Raw genomic sequence first — 18,802 nt, forward strand, 5'->3', positions numbered from 1 at the left:
GATGCCTCACCGCAGCTTCAGGGTGGACAGGCCGACCATCGCCAGAATAACGGCGACGATCCAGAAACGCACGACGACCTGGCTTTCCGTCCAACCCTTCTTCTCGAAGTGGTGGTGGATCGGCGCCATCAGGAAAACGCGGCGCTTGGTCATCTTGAAGAAGCCGACCTGGATGATGACGGAAAGTGCCTCGAGCACGAAGAGACCGCCAATGATCGCCATGACGATCTCATGCTTGGTGGCGACGGCGACCGAGCCGATCAAACCACCCAGCGCCAGCGAGCCGGTATCGCCCATGAAGATTGCCGCCGGCGGCGCATTGAACCAGAGGAAACCAAGGCCGGCACCGATCACCGCACCAAGAACCACCGCCAGTTCGCCCGTACCCGGTACGAAATTGATCGCGAGGTAATCAGCAAAGACAAAGTTGCCCGCCAGATAGGCGATGATCCCGAAGGAAGCTGCCGCGATCATGACCGGCACGATGGCAAGCCCGTCAAGGCCGTCGGTCAGATTGACGGCATTGCCTGCCGCAACGATGACGAAGGCGCCGAAAAACACGAAGAACATGCCAAGATTGAGCAGCAGGCTCTTGAAGAATGGGAAGGCAACCGACGAGCCGAAGGTCGAACCGGCGGGACCGGAGGACAGTGCGGTGGTCATCATGAAATACACTGCAATGCCCGCAATGACGAATTCGATGCCGAGGCGCGCGCGGCCGGAGAAGCCCTTGTCGCTCTGTTTGGTCACCTTGAGATAGTCGTCATAAAAGCCGATGGCGCCGAAGCCGAGCGTCACCAGCAGGGTGGCAACGACGTAGACATTGGCGAGATCAGCCCAGAGCAGCGACGAGACGACGATGCCGGCAAGGATCATCAGGCCTCCCATGGTCGGCGTCCCGGCCTTCTTGAAATGCGTCTGAGGGCCATCGGCACGGATCGGCTGTCCTTTGCCCTGGCGCACGCGCAGAGATGAAATGATTCGCGGTCCGAAGAGAAAAACAATCAACGCTGACGTGAACAGGGCACCGCCGGTACGGAACGTGATGTATCTGAACAGATTGAGGAATCTGAAGTGAGTACTGAAAAAATGAATATGGTCCGACAGTTCGGCAAGCCAGATCAGCATAAGAGCCCTTTCTAAAGCCCCTGATGGGTATGGGGGCCCGTGTCGGAAAATGCGGGAAACTTGTCAAGCAAGGCCGCAACGATCTTTCCAAATCCCATTCCCAGCGAAGATTTCAACATCAACACGTCGCCCGAAGCGACAGAATTGAGCGCGAATTCCGAGAGTTCCTCAGTCGTCTCGCGATATTCGACATGAACACTATCCGGCAGCTCATCCCTTAAAGCCGCCATCTCCGGACCAGCCAGCCAGACATGCTCGATGCCGGCAGCCAAGAGTGGCCCGGCAAGGTTGGCATGCACGCGCTGGGCATAATCCCCCATCTCCAACATGTCGCCGAGCATGGCGATCCGCCTGCCCACCCGGCCGCCCGGTCCCGCATGCGGCGATGTCGTCGCCAGCAGCGCGATTGCCGCGCGCATGGATGCGGGATTGGCGTTGTAGCTTTCGTCGATCAGCGTGAGATAGCCGTTGCCGATCGCGCGCTTGTGGCGTTGTCCCCTGCCCTTTTCCGCCCGCAGGTCCGCGAGGGCATCGACGGCCTCGTCAAGGTCGGCCTCCACGAGCATGACCGCACCGAGCACGGCAAGCGCGTTTTCAGCGATATGGCGACCCGGCGCGCCAAGCGCCACTTCCATGGTCTCGCCACCGATCGTCAGCCACAGCGTGGAATTCTCTTCCGAGGCGTTGAATTCGGCGAGTCGCACATCCGCCTTTGCATGCTGGCCAAAGCTGTGCACATGCTCGATGCCGGCCGCGACAGCTGCCCGCTCCAGCATCTCGAACTGGTCGTTGTCATGATTGAGAATGGCATGACCACCAGGCACGACACCGTCGAAGATTTCCGCCTTCGCGGCGGCGATTTCGCTAATACTATTGAAATTGCCGAGATGGGCCGGCGCGATCGTGGTGATGATCGCCACATGCGGCTGCACCATCTTCACGAGCGGCCTGATCTCTTCGGGATGGTTCATGCCGATTTCGAAAATGCCGAAATCGGTGTCCTCGGGCATGCGCGCCAATGTCAGCGGAACGCCCCAATGATTGTTGAAGGAGGCGACCGAGGCATGCACCTTGCCCGAAGGCGTCAGCGCACGGCGCAGCATCTCCTTCGTGGTCGTCTTGCCGACCGAACCCGTGACAGCGATGATCTTGGCCTGCGTACGCTTTCGGCTGGCGACACCAAGTCGCCCAAGCGCCGCCAAGACGTCATCCACGACGATCTTCGGCACGGTCAGACTGCCCATTGCCGGCAGGCGTGCCTCACTTATGACGATGAATGCTGCGCCGTTCGCCATAGCGATATTGGCATAGTCGTGACCGTCAACGCGATCGCCCTTGATGGCGAAAAAAGCCTCGCCCGGCTGAATGGAACGACTGTCTATGGAAATGCCCGTAATGCCAGCGGGCAGCGATCCGACGAAGCGGCCCGAGATTGCGGCGATCAAATCCTCAGTTGTCCATAGCCAGCTCAAGACTTCAAATCCTCCAATGCTTTGCGCAATTCGGCATGGTCGGAAAATGGCAGCGTGACGCCGCCGATCGTCTGACCTTCCTCATGCCCCTTGCCGGCGACGATCAGCGTGTCGCCGGATTTCAGCAGGCCGACCGCCTTGCGGATCGCTTCGGCACGATCGCCGATCTCCACCGCACAGGCGGCAGCCGCCATGATTTCCGCGCGAATCGTTGCCGGATCTTCCGAACGCGGATTGTCATCCGTGACGATGACGACATCGGCGAGACGGCAGGCAATCTCACCCATGATCGGACGCTTGCCGCGATCGCGATCCCCGCCGCAGCCGAAGACGACGACGACGCGGCCCGTCGTGAACGGCCGTACCGAATTCAGAACGTTCTCAAGCGCATCCGGCTTGTGGGCATAGTCGACATAGGCAAGTGCGCCGTCATGCGTATGACCGACGAGCTCCAGACGGCCGGACGCACCGATGAGCTTTTCGAGTGCCGCCATGGCAACCGGTGCCGCAACACCCGTCGAGATGGTCAAGCCGGCCGCAACAAGCGCGTTGGCGATCTGGAAATCGCCGGCCAGCGGAATATGAATCTCGAAGATATCGTCGCCGATATGGACCTCGGCGATCTGCTTGTGGCGAAAGTGCTCGACGCGCTTCAACGTCAGGAAATCGCCCTTGCGGCCGACAGTGCGCACGTCCTGTCCCGCATCGTGGGCAGCGGCAATCGCCTGCGCGGACCAAGCATCGTCAGCAAAAATGACGGCCGGCGAGCCCTTCGGCAGCAAATCCCGGAACAGCCGCATCTTGGCGGCCATATAGTCCTCGACCGTCGGATGATAGTCCATGTGGTCACGACCGAGGTTGGTGAAGGCGGCAGCAGCGAGCTTCACCCCATCGAGCCGGAACTGATCGAGGCCGTGACTGGAGGCTTCCATGGCCGCATGCGTGACGCCCTCATCGGCAAGTTCGGTCAGCAGCTCGTGCAACGACACCGGATCGGGCGTCGTCAGCGCGCCATATTCATTGCGGGTCGGCGAAACGACGCCCGTCGTGCCGATCATGGCCGCGGGATGGCCAGCATGGGCCCAGATCTGCCGCGTGAAGGAAGCAACCGAGGTCTTGCCGGCCGTCCCGGTCACCGCCACCATCGTTTCCGGCTGACGTCCAAAGAACCGTGAAGCGGCGACCGCGAGGAACCGGCGCGGCTCGGAGACCTGCAGCACAGGCACGCTGCCGGCATCGGCTTCATGGCCGGCAACCACAACGGAGGCTCCACGCGAAACGGCATCGGCGATGAAGCTCGCGCCATCGGCCTTCGTGCCGGCCACGGCAACAAAGGCCATGCCGGGCGATACCTTACGACTGTCGGCGGAGATCCCGCTTATCTCAAGATCGCCAACCGCCCCGCCAAGTTGTGTGTTGAGTTCCGGAAACGTGTTTCCGGCAATATCCCGCAAGTTCATCGAATGTACTTTTCGCCTTCTCGATCAGTCCGCCCCTCGCGAATCGACGTGTGTATTCTTTCACGCTTAATAAGACGCCAGCAAGGCCGAGTCATCTTTTCCAAAGCTGGGCTGCACCCCAAGAATCGGCGCCGAGCGGGCGACGATATCACGGGCGATCGGCAAGGCCGTGAAGGCCGAAATCGTCCCGCCGCCGCGCTCGCCGCTCTTAGGTTCGTCGATGAAGGTCATGACGATGTATTGTGGATTGTCGATCGGAAAGACGGCCATGAAGGTATTGAAGTTCAGCGTATTCGAATACCGGCCGTTGACCACCTTGTCGGCCGTGCCAGTCTTGCTGCCGACATTGTAGCCGGGAACGCGGGCGTTGCGACCCGAGCCCCTGGTGCCGTTGAACTCGAGCAGGAAGCGCACGTCATCGCTGGTGCTCTTCTTGATGACCATCTTGGCGATGGCGTCGGCTTGATCGCGCGTGCGCGGCAGGAAGGTCGGCTCGATCAGCTTACCGCCATTGACGAGCGCCGCTCCCGCGACAGCCGTCTGCAGCGGCGTCGTCGAGACACCGTGACCGAAGGAAATCGTGATGGAATTGATCTTCTTCCAGACGCGTGGCTGCGATGGCATTTTCACCTCGGGCAACTCGGTCTGCATCTTCGAGAGCAGGCCGATACGGGTGAGGAATTCCTTATGGCCATCGATACCGACGAGATCGGCAATCTTGGCCGTGCCGATGTTCGAGGAGTACTGGAAAATTTCAGGAACGGTCAAAACGCGACGCTGGCCGTGGAAATCCTTGATGGTAAAGCCACCGATGCGGATGGGATTGGTGGCATCGAAGGCATCGCGTAGCGTCACCTTGCCATCATCGAGCGCCATGGCCATGGTGAAGGTCTTGAAGGTGGAGCCCATTTCGAACGTGCCGTTCGTCATGCGGTTGAGCCAGCCTTCGGTGGCGCCCTCGTTCGGATAATTGGGATCGAAATCGGGCGCCGAAGCCATGCCGAGCACCTCGCCCGTGTGGACGTCGATGATTGCGGCGCCAGCACCCTTCGCCTGGAAATTCTTGACGGCGTTGACGACGGCATCGCGGACGATGCCCTGCACGCGCAGATCGATCGAAAGCTTCACCGGCTGCAGCGGCTGATCGTTGGTCATGCCGGCGGCAGCCAGATCGGCGAGCCCCTGGTCGTCGATGTATTTCTCCATGCCGGCGACGCCGCGATTGTCGATATTGACGTAGCCGAGAATGTGGGGAGCAGTTGTACCACCCGGATAGAAGCGACGCTTCTCCGGGCGGAAGCCAATGCCGGGAATGCCGAGCGCAAGGATCTGGCTCTGCTGCTTCGGCGTCAGCTGCCGGCGAAGCCAGGCAAAGTGCGAGGACTTTGCCGAAAGCTTCTTATAGGTGGATTTGGTGTCGAGGTCAGGCAGAACCTTGCGCAGCTCCTCGACGGCCTCATCGGGATCGATGATCTTGTTCGGCTCGGCAAACAAGGAGACGGTGCGGATATCGGTGGCGAGAAGAGCGCCATTGCGGTCGACGATGTCAGGACGCGAGGCCATCAGCCGGTCCGGCGGCAGAATGCTCGACGTGGTCTCCGGCAGCGTCATGGCGAATTGCGCCAGCCGGCCGCCGATCAGGCAATAGACGGCGATGAAGCTTGCGACCAGCAGCACGACGCGGCTTTTCGCCTGATTGGACTTGCGCTTGCGTGCGCCCTCGAAGGTCGAACGGGAAACGCCGTCGCTCGGGCGGTTATTGCCGTCGGTGGAGAAATGGGCCCTGCTCTTCAGGACCATGATGCGAGAAAGAAAAGACATTATTCCCCCACCGATCCCGTTGCTATGTTGTCGACATCCGGCTTCTTGCGCTTGGCAAGAGCTGGCGGCTTGGGTCGCGGCGCGGGCGCGGCAGCGACGTCAGCTATGGCCTTCCTGATCTCCGCATCCGTCGTATCGCTGCTCTTGGAAGCAAGCGACGCACCGGCCTTGGCCCCAATCGCCTTGCCGCTCTTCGGATCGTTTGACGCCGTTACCGTCGGCGGAGGAAGTTGCGAGCGCAGCATCGGCAACTCGCTCGGCTGAACGATCGCCGTCGAAAGCGTCGGCTGCAATTGAAGTTCGCCGCTATAGTTGTTGACGAGACGCTCGAGGCGGTTCGGCTGGGAAACCAGAGCCCAGTCCGCCTTGAGAAGCTCGATCGTATCCCTTTCCAGCTTGATTTCGGCCTCGAGGCGATGGACCTCTTCCAGCTTCAGCTCGGCATGATGCTTGATCGTGTAGGTCACGCTGGCCGTGGCCGTCATGACGCCGATCAGCACAATGTCAAAAGTCTTCAGCATTTCACCCCCCAAGCTTTCCGAGACTGGCGAGATTGGGCAGATCGAAAATCGCAAGATCTGCCGTCTCTGCTGGAGCCAAGGTGCGAACCCCCGCACGCAACTTGGCTGAACGAGCGCGCGGATTGGCTTCCGCCTCAGCGTCACTCGCAGAAATCATCGACTTGCCGACCGGCTCGAAGGTGGCCGGCCGCTCAGTGACAACAGGCATGTGCCGCGACCCGACGGCACGACCGGAGCGATCGGCAAGGAACTTCTTGACGATCCGATCTTCCAGCGAATGAAAGGTCACAACGACAAGACGTCCGCCCGGCTTGAGGGCGCGCTCGGCGGCGAACAGCGCCTGAGCCAGCTCGCCAAGCTCGTCATTGACGAAGATGCGCAGCGCCTGAAAAACGCGCGTCGCCGGATGAATCTTGTCCTTCGCTTTTCGCGGCGTCACGACCTCGATCAACCCGGCCAGATCGCGGGTGGTGACGAAGGGAGCCTCCGCACGCCGCTTCTCTATGGCATGAGCGATGCGCGGCGCCTGCTTTTCCTCGCCTAGAAACACGAAGATGCGAATGAGATCGGCCAGCTTGGCGCGGTTGACGACATCGGCGGCCGACACGCCGCTTGCCGACATGCGCATGTCGAGCGGGCCGTTCTTGTTGAAGGAAAAGCCGCGCTCGGCCTCGTCGATCTGCATCGAGGAGACGCCGATATCGAGAACGACGCCGTCGAGACCGCCCCCGGGAGCATGGTCGGCAAGATGGGAAAACTGCGACTGGATGAGCTTGAGCCGGCCATCATGAGCCGAAACGATCGCCTGCCCTGCCGAAATTGCCGTCGGGTCGCGATCGAGCGCGATCACGTCCGCACCGGCGGCAAGAATGGCCGACGTATAGCCGCCGGCCCCGAATGTGCCATCGAGGATGATCTTGCCTGGCGCCGGAGCCAGGGCCTCGATCACCTCGGAAAGAAGAACCGGAATGTGACGAACTGGTCCGCCACCGGCATCAGAAGAACCTCCGCCCGAATTCGCCGCCATTCCGTTTCTCCGCTCTATTCCGAGCGCCTGCCCGCCAGCCTGCGCTCCTCTCGTGCCTGCGCCTGCAAGGCCAGAAAGCCCTCCGGACGCCACAATTGAAAATGATCCGCTCGTCCGACGAAGGTCACTTCGCCTGTAATTCCGGTGAAGTCGCGAATGAAATCCGTGACCATCAGCCGCCCTTCCGCGTCGAGCTTCATGAAGACCCCGCCCCCATGAATGAGGAGCGACATCTGGTTCGCCATCGGCGAAAAAGGATCGTCCGCCGCAATCTGCCGCTCGAAGCGATCGAGCAGATCGAGACCGCCGACGCTGATCGCCGGGAACACAAAGTCCTGGAAACAGTACAGCTCCTGGATATTGCGCTCGGCCAGCACGGATCGAAACGCCGCCGGTACGGAAACCCGCCCCTTGGCATCGATACGGTTGGTCGCATTTGACAGGAAGCGGTTCATGACGCGAAACACCCGTCCCCCATGACCCGCAAGCCGCTACACGCTCGCAGGCACAGCCAAAATCGGACACAGCTTCGCAAACCGAAAGAGCGAACACCCCGTCGACACCCCCGGGACGGGAGCAATCATGGTCTTGCGATGATTGGGCTCTGATTTGCCCTAGTGCAGTGTTCTTTTGGGATACCATGGGACCATATGGGCGTCAATGGGATGAAGCCGCATCAGGCGCGGCCACAGCTTGAATATTCATAAGCCGTTAAGTTTAACGAAAGGTTAGGAATGCCTTCAGCCAACGTCCCGAAACGGGTTGTTTTCACAAGCGAAAACTCTCGCCGGCAACAACCGGAAGCCCTGGAAATTCAGGGCATCCGCAGGCTTTCGGATTTATTTTTTGGAGAGCAAGAAACGCCCTTGTTGAAAGAGTGCGATGATTTGCCAGTTGGCCTGTAAGCCGGGTTCTGTATGGCTCCGACCGAGGCCGGAACGTGGCAGCCATTCATCTGGGACGGCGCTTACGCGACGCCTCGTGCAACCCACCCGGATGACCGGCCTGGAAACAGGCTGGAGCGCTCGCGCGCTCCGCGTCATCCCTATTCGGTTTTGCTCCCGGTGGGGTTTTCCGTGCCGTCGCTGTTTCCAGAGACGCGGTGGGCTCTTACCCCACCCTTTCACCCTTACCTGATCCGAGGACCAGGCGGTTTGCTTTCTGTGGCACTTTCCCTGAGGTTGCCCTCGCCGGACGTTATCCGGCACCGTGTTTCCGTGGAGCCCGGACTTTCCTCACCTCATCGTCTTTCGACATTGATGAAGCGCGGCTGCCCGGCCAACTGGCACAGGCTCATTAACCGAGACCGCCCACAATTGCCACCTAAATATGCGGCTTTGTTCCGGGCTGATGTCAATCGCGGAAATGCGCTGAGAAATCCGTGTCGTAGCCCTCGTCCTTGATTCGACCTGCGAGCAGCAGTTCCGCCCCCAGCCGGCCGATTTCATCGGAACTCTTGGCTGCCGTGCCGCAACCGCCCGTCAGAACCGCAACGCGTGCCGAAGACGTGTAGCCGATCATCGGATAACCGGTCGGTGAATAGGAAACCGCACAGGAATTGGTGAAAGCGGGAGGGTGCGTTACGCTGGGAACGAGGTCGTGGAATATCCGCGCCAGATGCTCGCGCGCCTTGTCGCGGCCGGCGGTGCGGAACCAGGCCCGCAGTTCGACCTCGGTATCGAACTGAAGGTCGTCCGGATCGCCGCCGATCTTCATGTAATATTTGCCGTCCGGATAGAGGATCGGCGGCAGCATATAAATGCTGTCGATATCGTCGAGCGTCTTGGATATCAGCGACGGCATTGCCGACATCGCCTCGGCCTCGTCCTTGCTCACCTCGAAGAAGGTGACCGTGCGGCCATAAACCTTCATCTCAACAGGTCGCGGCAAGAGATTCTCGGCAATGGAGAAACCGCCAGCGGCCAGCAGCACCTTTTCCGCGCTGAATGTCTCGCCCTCGGCGGTCGTCACGATAGCCAAGCCGCCGTCGGCGCGGATCGACGCTGCAGTCTGCTTGATGACCCGCGCGCCGGCCTTCTCCGCCAGCAGCGACTGCGCCTTCACCAGCCGGCGCGGGCTGATATGGCCGGCGCCGTGAGGCTCATAGACCCCTTCGCTTGCCGATGCGAAAGAGAAGAAGGGAAACTTCGCCTTCAGCCCGGCATCGTCGAAAATCTCGGTCTGAACGCCCAGCCGTTGCGCTGCATCCACCACATCGCCTACATAGCCGTTGTCGCCGCCCCGCATCGGACCGGTGACCAGGCAGCCGACGGGCGCATAGAACCGAATGCCGCTATCCCGTTCGATTTCCGCATAGCGGCTGATCGAACGGTTTGCGAGGCGAGCCCAATCCGTGTTAGGGTCGATCGTGCGGGTGATGCGGCCCTCGTCGTAGTGACTGCCGAAGACACCCCGATGGCTCGCGCGATCCTCTGGTTCATCCGGTCCGATGACGGCGATACCGTCTGTTTGCCTGGCGAGATGGCGGGCAGCAGCAGCTCCCATCATTCCTCGGCCGACGACGATGAACCTGAAATCCGCTGCCATGCTATGATCCCTCGCAAACAATAGCGGTTCGATAGCATGGAAAGCGATTCCGCCCTACCCGTAATCCTCCAAGAGAGGGGACGTCAGTCCAGAAGCGCGAGCACCTTGCCGCAATAGCGCTTCGAGATCGGATTCATGCGCGTGGCGCCATGGCCGGCATTATATTTGAGAATGGTGTTGCAGGTCGGGCCACCGCCAAGGTTCTGCGCCATGGCAAGATATTTCATGCCGAACTTGATGTTCGTCTCAGGATCGTAGAGCCCCTTGCTCCGGCCAGTGTAGCCCATCAGTCTAGCGGTCGCCGGCTTGATCTGCATCAGGCCGATTTCGCCTGCGCTTCCGCGAATTTTCGGATTGAAATTGCTTTCGATCTGAATGACGGCGGTGGCGAGTTCGACTGCGACGCCGTTCTGCTTGGCATATTTGGCAATCAATACGGAATAGCGATTTTGCCGTGCGAAGGATGTGTCGGCATCGCGCAATTCGGCGGGAACATTGGGAACCGGAAAGCCGGTGGTGCGGCTGACAATCTTGAGGGGAACCGTTTTCTGCTTTGCGTCACGCTGGCCCGCAAAGGCACAATCATATCCCACCAGCAGCACGCCCACGCATGCTACCGCCGCAACAATCAAATTTTTCATGTAGTCTTTTGTCTCCAGGGGCGGGACCGCGGACAGCACAAGCCGTCACGTCCGGCTGGAGGCAAAAAGAGCCGCCGGAATGCACAGTCCCCATTAGTCGTCTACGGTCGCGCTACACACAAACCCAGACGGCGCGACCGCCGTTCAGCGAGCGTCGTTAGACCAATGCAATGCGGAGATAATAGGGAAAAGCTGTGGCGCAGCAGGGTGTTGCGCGTTTTCGTCTCTATAGCCGGCTATAAAGATAGGAGGCAGGATCGACCCAGTTAGGAATAGCGTGGCAGCGCGGACAGAAGGCGATGAAGCGTATCGATCGTCGAGAAGTCAGCGATACCGTCGACGCGCTCCTGCCGGAAATGACGCTGGAAAGCTTCGATATCGCCCTTCAGCTTTTCCGAGAATTCGCCATTTATTACAGTATCGTAACCATAGAGAGAGAGCATGGACTGCAAGGCTTCGATCGGCTGGCCCACATCGCCCTTCTGAAAGAACCGCCCGCCGGTGATCGAAGCCGGCTCAACCCAGTGGCCTACGCCTGCCGCGGCCAGCCGTGCCCAGGGGAATTTCTCGCCCGGATCGACCTTGCGCACAGGGGCTACATCGGAGTGCCCAAGCACCCGTTCTGGCCTGATTGCCCAGCGTTGGCCGCAATCGCGACACAGTTCGATGACCGCTTCGATCTGCGCATCGGGGAATTCTGGCAGTCCGCCGGGGTGGCCGGCATTGGCGATCTCGATGCCGATTGAGGATGAATTGATGTCGGCCTCGCCATGCCAGGAGCTCTTGCCCGCATGCCAAGCGCGGCGCTCTTCGGGAACAAGCTGCATGACGCGCCCGTCCTCGAAAACAAAGTAGTGGCTCGACACCTGGCTCTCCGGTCGACAGAGCCAATCGAGCGCTCCCTCGGCCGTGCCCATGCCCGTATAGTGCAGGAGGATGATATCAGGCCGACGCCCATCACGCCTCTCGCCATGGTTCGGCGAAGGCTGCACACGGGCGCGAGTGAAATCGGCCTTAAATGCACTCATGCTGCGCGGCGTTCTTTCTCGATCTCGGCATAGGCAGCATTCAGAGCCGCCATGCGCTCGTTGGCGATGGCGTGGAACTCTTCCGGCACTCCGCGCGACACGAGGCGATCCGGATGGTTCTCGTAGACGAGGCCGTGGTAGCGGCGGCGGATCGTCGGGAAATCGTCCTGACGCGAGACACCAAGTATCTTGTAGGGATCGCGGCCGCCGGTGCTCACATGGCGCGCCATGATCTGTTCAAACCGCTCCTCGCTCATATGGAAGATCTCGGCGACATGCTGAAGGAAATCCATTTCCTTCTCATGGATCAGACCGTCCGCCTTGGCGATATGGAAGAGACCGTCCAGCACGTCTTCCAGCACCGGGCAGTTCTTCGTGCATGTCTCGCAAAGAGAGGATAGCCGTTCCGCATAGGCTTCGTAACCGGCCACGTCCTGACGCGCCAGATTATAAAGACGTGCGACGTTTCTTGCCTGATCGGGGGGAAATTCGAAGATCTCGCGAAATGCATTGACCTCGTTTTCCGTCACCACGCCGTCAGCTTTGGCCATCTTGGCCGAAAGAGCGATTATGGCGACGGAAAAGGCCACCTTGCGGCGCGTTTCCGGGTCGCCTTCGAAGACGGTGCGAATAGCCTCGACCACCGCCGACAGGGCATTGCCGGCAGTGCTACCGATAGCATTCAGCAATTTTTCCCAGAACGACATGCAGGTCTCGATATCCTACTGAAACAGTAGAACACCTTGATCAAATAATGCCTGCCAATGCAAGCTGTCCATTCGTCGCAAGCCCGAAAACACTTTTCACGATTTGGTAATGATGCTGCACTGCAAGACATTCTCCAATCGGACGTACGCCTACCCCACAACGGCAAAACAAACCGCGGGTTTCTTAAATTCTTTACTTTACACCCATGCCCGCCTGTCGCATCCATTCCCACCGCAACCATTGAAATGACGCAGCTTGACTGCAAGGAGGATCTCCATGGCCAAACAGAAAGTCGCAATGCTCACTGCTGGTGGATTGGCGCCCTGCCTTTCGTCTGCCGTCGGCGGGCTGATCCAGCGCTACACCGACGTGGCGCCCGATCTCGACATGATCGCCTATCGTTCTGGCTACCAGGGAGTTCTGCTGGGTGACAGTATCGAGGTGACGCCGGCCATGCGCGAGCGTGCCTATCTGCTGCATCGCTATGGCGGCTCGCCGATCGGCAATAGCCGCGTCAAGCTCACCAACATCGCGGACTGCGTCAAGCGCGGCCTGGTCAAGGAAGGCGAAAACCCGTTGCGCGTCGCAGCCGAGCGACTGGCTTCCGACGGCGTCACCATCCTTCACACGATCGGTGGCGACGACACCAATACGACGGCGGCCGATCTCGCAGCCTACCTCGGCGCCAACGGCTATGACCTGACCGTCGTCGGCCTGCCGAAGACTGTTGATAACGACGTCGTGCCGATCCGTCAGTCCCTCGGCGCCTGGACGGCCGCCGAAGTTGGCGCTCACTTCTTCGACAATGTCAGCAATGAGCAGACCGCCGCGCCGAAAACGCTCGTCATCCATGAAGTGATGGGCCGCCACTGTGGCTGGCTGACGGCGGCAACCGCGCGCGCCTATATCCAGAAGAGCAGCGCCAACGAATATGTCGAAGGCTTCATGATGAACGCCGAGATGAAGGGCATCGACGGCCTTTACCTGCCGGAAATGGCATTCGATATCGAAGCTGAAGGCGAACGACTGCGCAATATTATGGAGAAGACCGGCCAGGTGACGCTGTTCGTGTCGGAAGGTGCCGCCCTCGACGCCATCGTCGCCGAACGGGAAGCCGCCGGAGAAACCGTCAAGCGCGACGCCTTCGGCCATGTGAAGATCGACACCATCAATGTCGGTGGCTGGTTCCAGAAGCAGTTCGCAGCCATCATCGGCGCGGAGCGCTCCATGGTGCAGAAATCGGGTTACTTCGCCCGCTCCGCCCCGGCAAACGGCGACGATCTTCGCCTCATCCAGGGCATGGTCGATCTTGCGGTCGAAAGCGCTCTCAACAAGGTATCCGGCGTCACCGGACATGACGAAGGCCAGGGCGGCAAGCTGCGCGTCATCGAATTCCCGCGCATCAAGGGCGGCAAGGCATTCGATCTCTCGGCGCCCTGGTTCGGCGAGGTCATGGATCATATCGGGCAGAAATACACACAAGCTTGATTGATCGGTGGTCAATCGGACTGATCGGTAATCGAGCGGCCTGATCTTTGATCAAGCGGCCCGATCTTCGATCAAGCGGATTGACGGATGACCAATCCGATGTCTTTGCTGGCGGCGAAATAGGAATTAGGGAGGATTCCATGTCAATCGAAACCTGGCTCGCTTTCGCCGCCGCGTCCTGCATCATGCTGGCCATACCGGGTCCGACTATTCTCCTTGTCATATCCTATGCACTCGGCCACGGCCGCAAGACGGCGCTCGCAACGGTCACCGGCGTCACTTTGGGCGATTTTACGGCAATGACCGCCTCGCTCGCCGGTCTCGGCGCCCTACTCGCCACATCAGCGACACTATTCACGATTCTTAAACTGATCGGCGCGGCCTATCTCGTTTTCCTCGGAATCAAGCTCTGGAGAGCCCCTATTGTAACGGGTCCAATGGGCGACAATGACAATCTCCCAGAGGAAAAACCGTTAAAAATTCTCTTACACGCCTATGTTGTAACAGCCCTCAACCCGAAGAGCATCGTCTTCTTCATTGCGTTCGTGCCGCAATTTCTCGACATGTCTAAGCCATTTCTTGAGCAAACGCTTATTTTGGAGGCAACATTCCTCACTTTGGCGGCACTGAACTCGCTGATTTACGTGTTCGTGGCCGACATGGCGCGCGGCTTCATCCGCAAGGCAAGCGTGCAACGCGCCGTCAACAGAACGGGCGGTACCCTGTTGATTGCAGCCGGCGCAGTGACCGCCGGATACCGCCGGATGGCCGCCTGAGGCGGTGCAGGGTTGCGGCGCGATCACGGATAGGTTAATGGGGATTCATAATTTTACCGATACTGTGACCGAATTTGGCGGTCCTGTGGCGGAATTGCATCGAAATTAGGTTTGGTTTTTTCGAAAGTGACAGAATGGTAGCGATCGGATTTCCCAGCCTGAAGCGCAGCGTTGCCTTATCGGCAATGATGTGCGGCGCTCTGGCCGGGTGCGCAAGCACTCAGCAGCAGAAGACGTCTCAGGCAGAACTCCCGTCGGCACACGCCAACGTGCCGCATCCGAATATGACCGCGAGCGCAACTGGCGCTGCCCCGTCCACGGGCGTCGCAATGACCGCAGCAGCGCCTGGATTCATCGGACCGCAGCAGCCGCAACAGATAGCAATGGCAAAGTCCGGCCGTCTTGCACCGGGCGCGACAAACATTGCCTCCGGCACGGTAAGCCAGCAGCAGGTGGACGCGGCACAAGGACGCTTCGGCACGCCGGCGGCAAACGCTGCCAACCAGGGAACTGCCGCAATCGCGGCAGCGACGGGTGCTTCGGCTGCCGGCACGTCAACGGCCGCCGCCTATGCGGCATCCGATGTACCTCTTGTGCCTTCCGTGGTCGCAATCCCCATGCCCAATCCGGCCCGCCCCGGCGATGCCGCGCTCATGCCGGTCTCCGCCTCCGTGGCTCAGGGCGAGCCGACCATTCCGATGACGTCGGATGTTGCCGCCATTCAGGTCGCCGTGCCGACGCCACGCCCGGATTCGATGGCACAGGCGGAGGTCGCCTTCGCCACGCCCGCGCAGATCGGCCTTCTGCGCTATGCCGACAACCGCATGCATTATGACTTCAATTTCGATAGCAGCGGCCCGACGGTCGTTCCGGCTGTCATGACCACCACCAACACGCCGAATTACGATTCCGATGTTCCGGCGGCCGAAAAGAGCTACGTTTCGAAACTCATCCAGAAATACGCCAAGCTCTACGAAATTCCCGAATCCCTGATCCATCGCGTCGTTCATCGCGAGAGCCGCTACAATCCGAAGGCGTATAACCGCGCCGGATATTTCGGCCTGATGCAGATCAAGTACAATACGGCCAAGTCCATGGGCTATGAAGGCCCGGCGTCCGGCCTGCTCGATGCCGAAACCAACATCAAATACGCCGCCAAATATCTGCGCGGCGCGTGGATGACGGCGGACAGCAAAGCCCAGAACAAGGAAGTCAACGCCGTACAGCTCTACGCACGCGGCTATTACTACGATGCCAAGCGCAAGGGCCTGACGGACGTCGCCAACGGCAATTATTGATTTTATCGAGCACTGATTTTATCGAGACAGTCTGAAAAGCTGGCCTAATTCGTGGCCGGCTTTATCACATCCATGATCCGCTTTACCAGAACCTGTGGTCGATAGTCCGCCCAGGTCGGCGTCAGCCCCATCCGCACGACGACGAGATTGGCAGACGGCACGATCGCGACAGTTTGACCGTCGTGTCCGGTCATCCAGAACGTATCCGCAGGCAGGCCGAATTGCGCATTCGAGCCGCCGGGGCCGGCGAGCCAGGCCTGAACCTGCGAGTAAACACCCTCGGAAGCCTTCGTCGGCGTACGCATGGCGCCGACAAACCCTTCCGGCAGCAGGCGGCGCCCATTCCAGACACCATCCTGAAGCAGGAACTGGCCGAAACGCGCCCAGTCCCGAGCATTGGCATAGAGATAGGAGCTGCCGACGAAGGTGCCGCGCTCGTCGGCCTCGAAAACGGCGCTGTACATGCCGAGCGGCCCGAAAAGTGCTTCGCGTGGATAGGAGACGGCGGCGCTCAGATTGGGCAGCCGGTTCATCCAGAGGCGCGAAAGCAGGGTTGCCGTGCCGCTGGAATAGCTGAAACGTTCGCCGGGCTTGACTACCTGGCGTGCATTGGCTGCGATACTCGTCACATCCGGGTCGAGATAGAGCATGCGCGTCACGTCCGATACGGTGCCATAGGCCTCGTTGAAGGCAAGCCCGCTCTCCATGGCCAGGAGATCGCTGAGCTTGATATCCTTGCGTGGGTCTCCGCTCCATTGCGGCAGAAGATTCTGATCGTCGAAAGACATGCGCCCGGCCAGCATGAGGCGGCCGATAATGGCGGCGTTGACCGTCTTTGTCATCGACCAGCCGACGAGAGGCGTCCCCTTGCCGAAGCCGTCACCATAGGTCTCTGCGACGATGCGCCCATCCTTGACGACGACGACCGCACGCATAGCAGGCCCGGCAAGCTCCGGATTTGCGACGACATTGGCAAGTTTGGCCCCCTCGCCGCCCTGCTCGATGTTGACAGCATCTCCGTCCGGCCACAGCGCATCATTCTTCGGCGCCTTGATTTTGTTGAGGAAAACGGCGCTGCGAGCCGCCTGCAGATCGCCATCCGGAACCAGCGCGCAGCCGAGCGCGCCGCGATAGAGCGCGCGGTTCGGCGCAAACAATCCGAGGAAGCGGGCCGTGACAACCCCTTCCTCCCGGTCGACCGACACCCGTATGAGCTTCAGTGCCGGATTGCCGGGAGCCTGCACATCCTCCTCCAACACCTTGTCCGGGTCCCGCTTGGCCACGAAGGTGTTGGAGCAGACGATCTTTGCCGCATAGCCATCGCCAACCTTGAGCAATTCCGGCGGATAAACGGAAAGCCAGACGGCTCCGCCGGCGACAATGATCAGCAGCAGTACAACCAGAGCCCCGATCACTCTCGATATCAAACGCATATTGCATACCCTCCAGAAAGGTAGGCGGAGACAATCAGGAAACGCAACAAGATGAAAGACCTATGATGATCAGGGCTCCTTAAATATGTGCAGGGTTACTCTTATGCCCAATCTGCCAACAGCCCGCGTCATCAGACTGTAGCATTGCCGGGTTAAACGCCCTGAACTTCACAAATCGGTGACAAGACTCAGATGACGGAATTCGCCCCGGATGCCGGTCTCCAGAAGAACCGGAAACTCAAGGACGCGCTGCTCCAACACAAGGCACTGTCCAAGGCGGGCCTCTCCGAACGCCTGTTCGGCATGCTCTTTTCCGGCCTCGTCTATCCGCAGATCTGGGAAGATCCGGATGTCGATATGGCGGCAATGGAGCTTCAACCACACCACCGCATCGTGACGATCGGTTCGGGCGGCTGCAACATGCTCGCCTACCTCTCGCAAAATCCGGCCTCTATCGATGTCGTCGATCTCAATCGCCACCATATCGCGCTGAACAAGCTGAAACTTGCGGCATTCCGCCTGCTCCCCGGCCATTCCGACCTGGTGCGCTTCTTCGGGACGCCCGACACCGCCGCCAACAGCCAGGCTTACGACCAGTTCATCGCACCGCGGCTCGATGCCTCCACAGCCGACTACTGGGCCGGCCGCGACCTTTATGGCCGCCGCCGCATCACGGTATTCAATCGCAATATCTACAAGACCGGCCTTCTCGGCCGCTTTATCGGTGCCGCTCACATATTGGCACGCGTGCATGGCGTCCGCCTCGACAGAATGACGGAAGCCCGCACCATGCGCGAGCAGCGTCAGTTCTTCGAGGAGGAGATCGCGCCGATCTTCGACAAGCGGATGGTTCGCTGGCTGCTCGGGCGCAAGAGCTCGCTTTTCGGCCTTGGCATCCCGCCGCAGCAATATGACGAGCTTGCGAGCCTGGCTGGTGACGATTCCATTTCCGCTGTGTTGAAGCATCGCCTGGAAAAGCTCGCCTGCCACTTCCCGATGCGCGACAATTATTTCGCCTGGCAGGCATTCTCGCGGCGCTATGCTGCCCAGCACCAGGGGCCACTGCCCACCTATCTCAAGCCGGAGCACTATGCCGCGATCCGCGCAAATGCCGACCGCGTCGACGTGCATCACGCCAACTTCACCGAACTTCTTGCTTCCAAGCCGGCAGCCTCGCGTGATCGTTATATCCTGCTTGATGCCCAGGACTGGATGACCGACGAACAGCTCAACGGTCTCTGGGCCGAGATCACCCGCACGGCGCGTGAAGGCGCCCGCGTGATCTTCCGCACGGCGGCAGAAAAGAGCATCATCGAAGGTCGCCTGTCTCCGGCCATCCGCGACCAGTGGGTTTATTTCGAAGAGCGTTCGCAGGAACTCAATGCCCACGATCGCTCGGCAATCTATGGTGGCTTCCATATCTACGGGAAAAAAGCGTGAGCCAGGCGGACACG

General features: G+C 60.0%; 16 protein-coding genes and 1 other RNA gene. 4 read left to right on the forward strand and 13 right to left on the reverse strand.

Annotated elements, in window-relative coordinates:
* Nucleotides 1-6: 6 nt before the first annotated feature.
* The 12 genes from mraY to ACIQWP_RS12710 form a co-directional block, all read right to left on the reverse strand.
* A complete protein-coding gene (mraY, locus tag ACIQWP_RS12655) occupies nt 7-1,128 on the reverse strand; it encodes a phospho-N-acetylmuramoyl-pentapeptide-transferase (RefSeq protein ID WP_402787241.1) in 1,122 nt (373 codons plus the stop codon).
* Between the two features lie 11 nt (nt 1,129-1,139).
* Entirely contained in the window at nt 1,140-2,600 is a 1,461-nt protein-coding gene (locus ACIQWP_RS12660; protein WP_402787244.1) for a UDP-N-acetylmuramoylalanyl-D-glutamyl-2,6-diaminopimelate--D-alanyl-D-alanine ligase, read from the reverse strand.
* Entirely contained in the window at nt 2,597-4,060 is a 1,464-nt protein-coding gene (locus tag ACIQWP_RS12665; RefSeq protein ID WP_402787247.1) for a UDP-N-acetylmuramoyl-L-alanyl-D-glutamate--2,6-diaminopimelate ligase, read from the reverse strand. Before ACIQWP_RS12665 ends, ACIQWP_RS12660 begins: the two co-directional genes overlap by 4 nt.
* A gap of 66 nt (nt 4,061-4,126) precedes the next feature.
* Nucleotides 4,127-5,881: a peptidoglycan D,D-transpeptidase FtsI family protein gene (locus tag ACIQWP_RS12670; RefSeq protein ID WP_402787250.1), complete on the reverse strand. Its 1,755-nt coding sequence runs from the start codon at nt 5,879-5,881 to the stop codon at nt 4,127-4,129.
* Nucleotides 5,881-6,402, reverse strand: a complete 522-nt coding sequence (locus ACIQWP_RS12675; protein WP_402787253.1) for a hypothetical protein — start codon at nt 6,400-6,402, stop codon at nt 5,881-5,883. The genes ACIQWP_RS12670 and ACIQWP_RS12675 overlap by 1 nt, the downstream gene beginning before the upstream one ends.
* Before the next feature lies 1 nt (nt 6,403).
* Nucleotides 6,404-7,429: a 16S rRNA (cytosine(1402)-N(4))-methyltransferase RsmH gene (gene rsmH, locus ACIQWP_RS12680; protein ID WP_402787256.1), complete on the reverse strand. Its 1,026-nt coding sequence runs from the start codon at nt 7,427-7,429 to the stop codon at nt 6,404-6,406.
* A 14-nt stretch (nt 7,430-7,443) separates the two neighbouring features.
* Complete coding sequence (gene mraZ, locus ACIQWP_RS12685; RefSeq protein ID WP_402787259.1) at nt 7,444-7,884, reverse strand: division/cell wall cluster transcriptional repressor MraZ; 441 nt, start codon at nt 7,882-7,884, stop codon at nt 7,444-7,446.
* A gap of 431 nt (nt 7,885-8,315) precedes the next feature.
* Nucleotides 8,316-8,715, reverse strand: an RNA gene (gene rnpB / locus ACIQWP_RS12690) — RNase P RNA component class A.
* Between the two features lie 67 nt (nt 8,716-8,782).
* Nucleotides 8,783-9,976 carry an NAD(P)/FAD-dependent oxidoreductase gene (locus tag ACIQWP_RS12695; RefSeq protein WP_402787262.1) on the reverse strand — a complete coding sequence of 398 codons (1,194 nt, stop codon included), beginning with the start codon at nt 9,974-9,976 and terminating at the stop codon, nt 8,783-8,785.
* Nucleotides 9,977-10,059: 83 nt separating this feature from the next.
* Nucleotides 10,060-10,617, reverse strand: coding sequence for a lytic transglycosylase domain-containing protein (locus tag ACIQWP_RS12700; protein WP_402787265.1), 558 nt, complete (start codon nt 10,615-10,617; stop codon nt 10,060-10,062).
* Nucleotides 10,618-10,883: 266 nt separating this feature from the next.
* Complete coding sequence (locus tag ACIQWP_RS12705) at nt 10,884-11,645, reverse strand: N-acetylmuramoyl-L-alanine amidase (RefSeq protein WP_402787268.1); 762 nt, start codon at nt 11,643-11,645, stop codon at nt 10,884-10,886.
* Complete coding sequence (locus ACIQWP_RS12710) at nt 11,642-12,352, reverse strand: TerB family tellurite resistance protein (protein WP_402787271.1); 711 nt, start codon at nt 12,350-12,352, stop codon at nt 11,642-11,644. Before ACIQWP_RS12710 ends, ACIQWP_RS12705 begins: the two co-directional genes overlap by 4 nt.
* A 277-nt stretch (nt 12,353-12,629) precedes the next feature.
* Between ACIQWP_RS12710 and ACIQWP_RS12715 the strand changes: the two genes are divergently transcribed.
* The 3 genes from ACIQWP_RS12715 to ACIQWP_RS12725 all read left to right on the forward strand — a co-directional run bounded on the left by ACIQWP_RS12715 (nt 12,630) and on the right by ACIQWP_RS12725 (nt 15,915).
* Complete coding sequence (locus tag ACIQWP_RS12715; protein WP_402787274.1) at nt 12,630-13,841, forward strand: pyrophosphate--fructose-6-phosphate 1-phosphotransferase; 1,212 nt, start codon at nt 12,630-12,632, stop codon at nt 13,839-13,841.
* Nucleotides 13,842-13,981: 140 nt separating this feature from the next.
* Nucleotides 13,982-14,617 (forward strand): LysE family translocator, encoded by a 636-nt coding sequence (locus ACIQWP_RS12720; RefSeq protein ID WP_402787277.1) that lies wholly within the window; start codon nt 13,982-13,984, stop codon nt 14,615-14,617.
* Between the two features lie 383 nt (nt 14,618-15,000).
* Complete coding sequence (locus ACIQWP_RS12725) at nt 15,001-15,915, forward strand: transglycosylase SLT domain-containing protein (RefSeq protein ID WP_402787280.1); 915 nt, start codon at nt 15,001-15,003, stop codon at nt 15,913-15,915.
* Nucleotides 15,916-15,959: 44 nt separating this feature from the next.
* On the opposite strand, the gene ACIQWP_RS12730 is transcribed toward ACIQWP_RS12725, so the two are convergent.
* A complete protein-coding gene (locus ACIQWP_RS12730; RefSeq protein WP_402787283.1) occupies nt 15,960-17,348 on the reverse strand; it encodes a serine hydrolase domain-containing protein in 1,389 nt (462 codons plus the stop codon).
* A gap of 192 nt (nt 17,349-17,540) precedes the next feature.
* On the opposite strand from ACIQWP_RS12730, the gene ACIQWP_RS12735 reads away from it, so the two are divergent.
* Nucleotides 17,541-18,788 carry a DUF3419 family protein gene (locus ACIQWP_RS12735; protein ID WP_402787286.1) on the forward strand — a complete coding sequence of 416 codons (1,248 nt, stop codon included), beginning with the start codon at nt 17,541-17,543 and terminating at the stop codon, nt 18,786-18,788.
* The last annotated feature ends 14 nt before the right edge of the window (nt 18,789-18,802 follow it).

Source organism: Rhizobium sp. NPDC090279 (assembly GCF_044769665.1).
Taxonomy (GTDB): domain Bacteria; phylum Pseudomonadota; class Alphaproteobacteria; order Rhizobiales; family Rhizobiaceae; genus Rhizobium.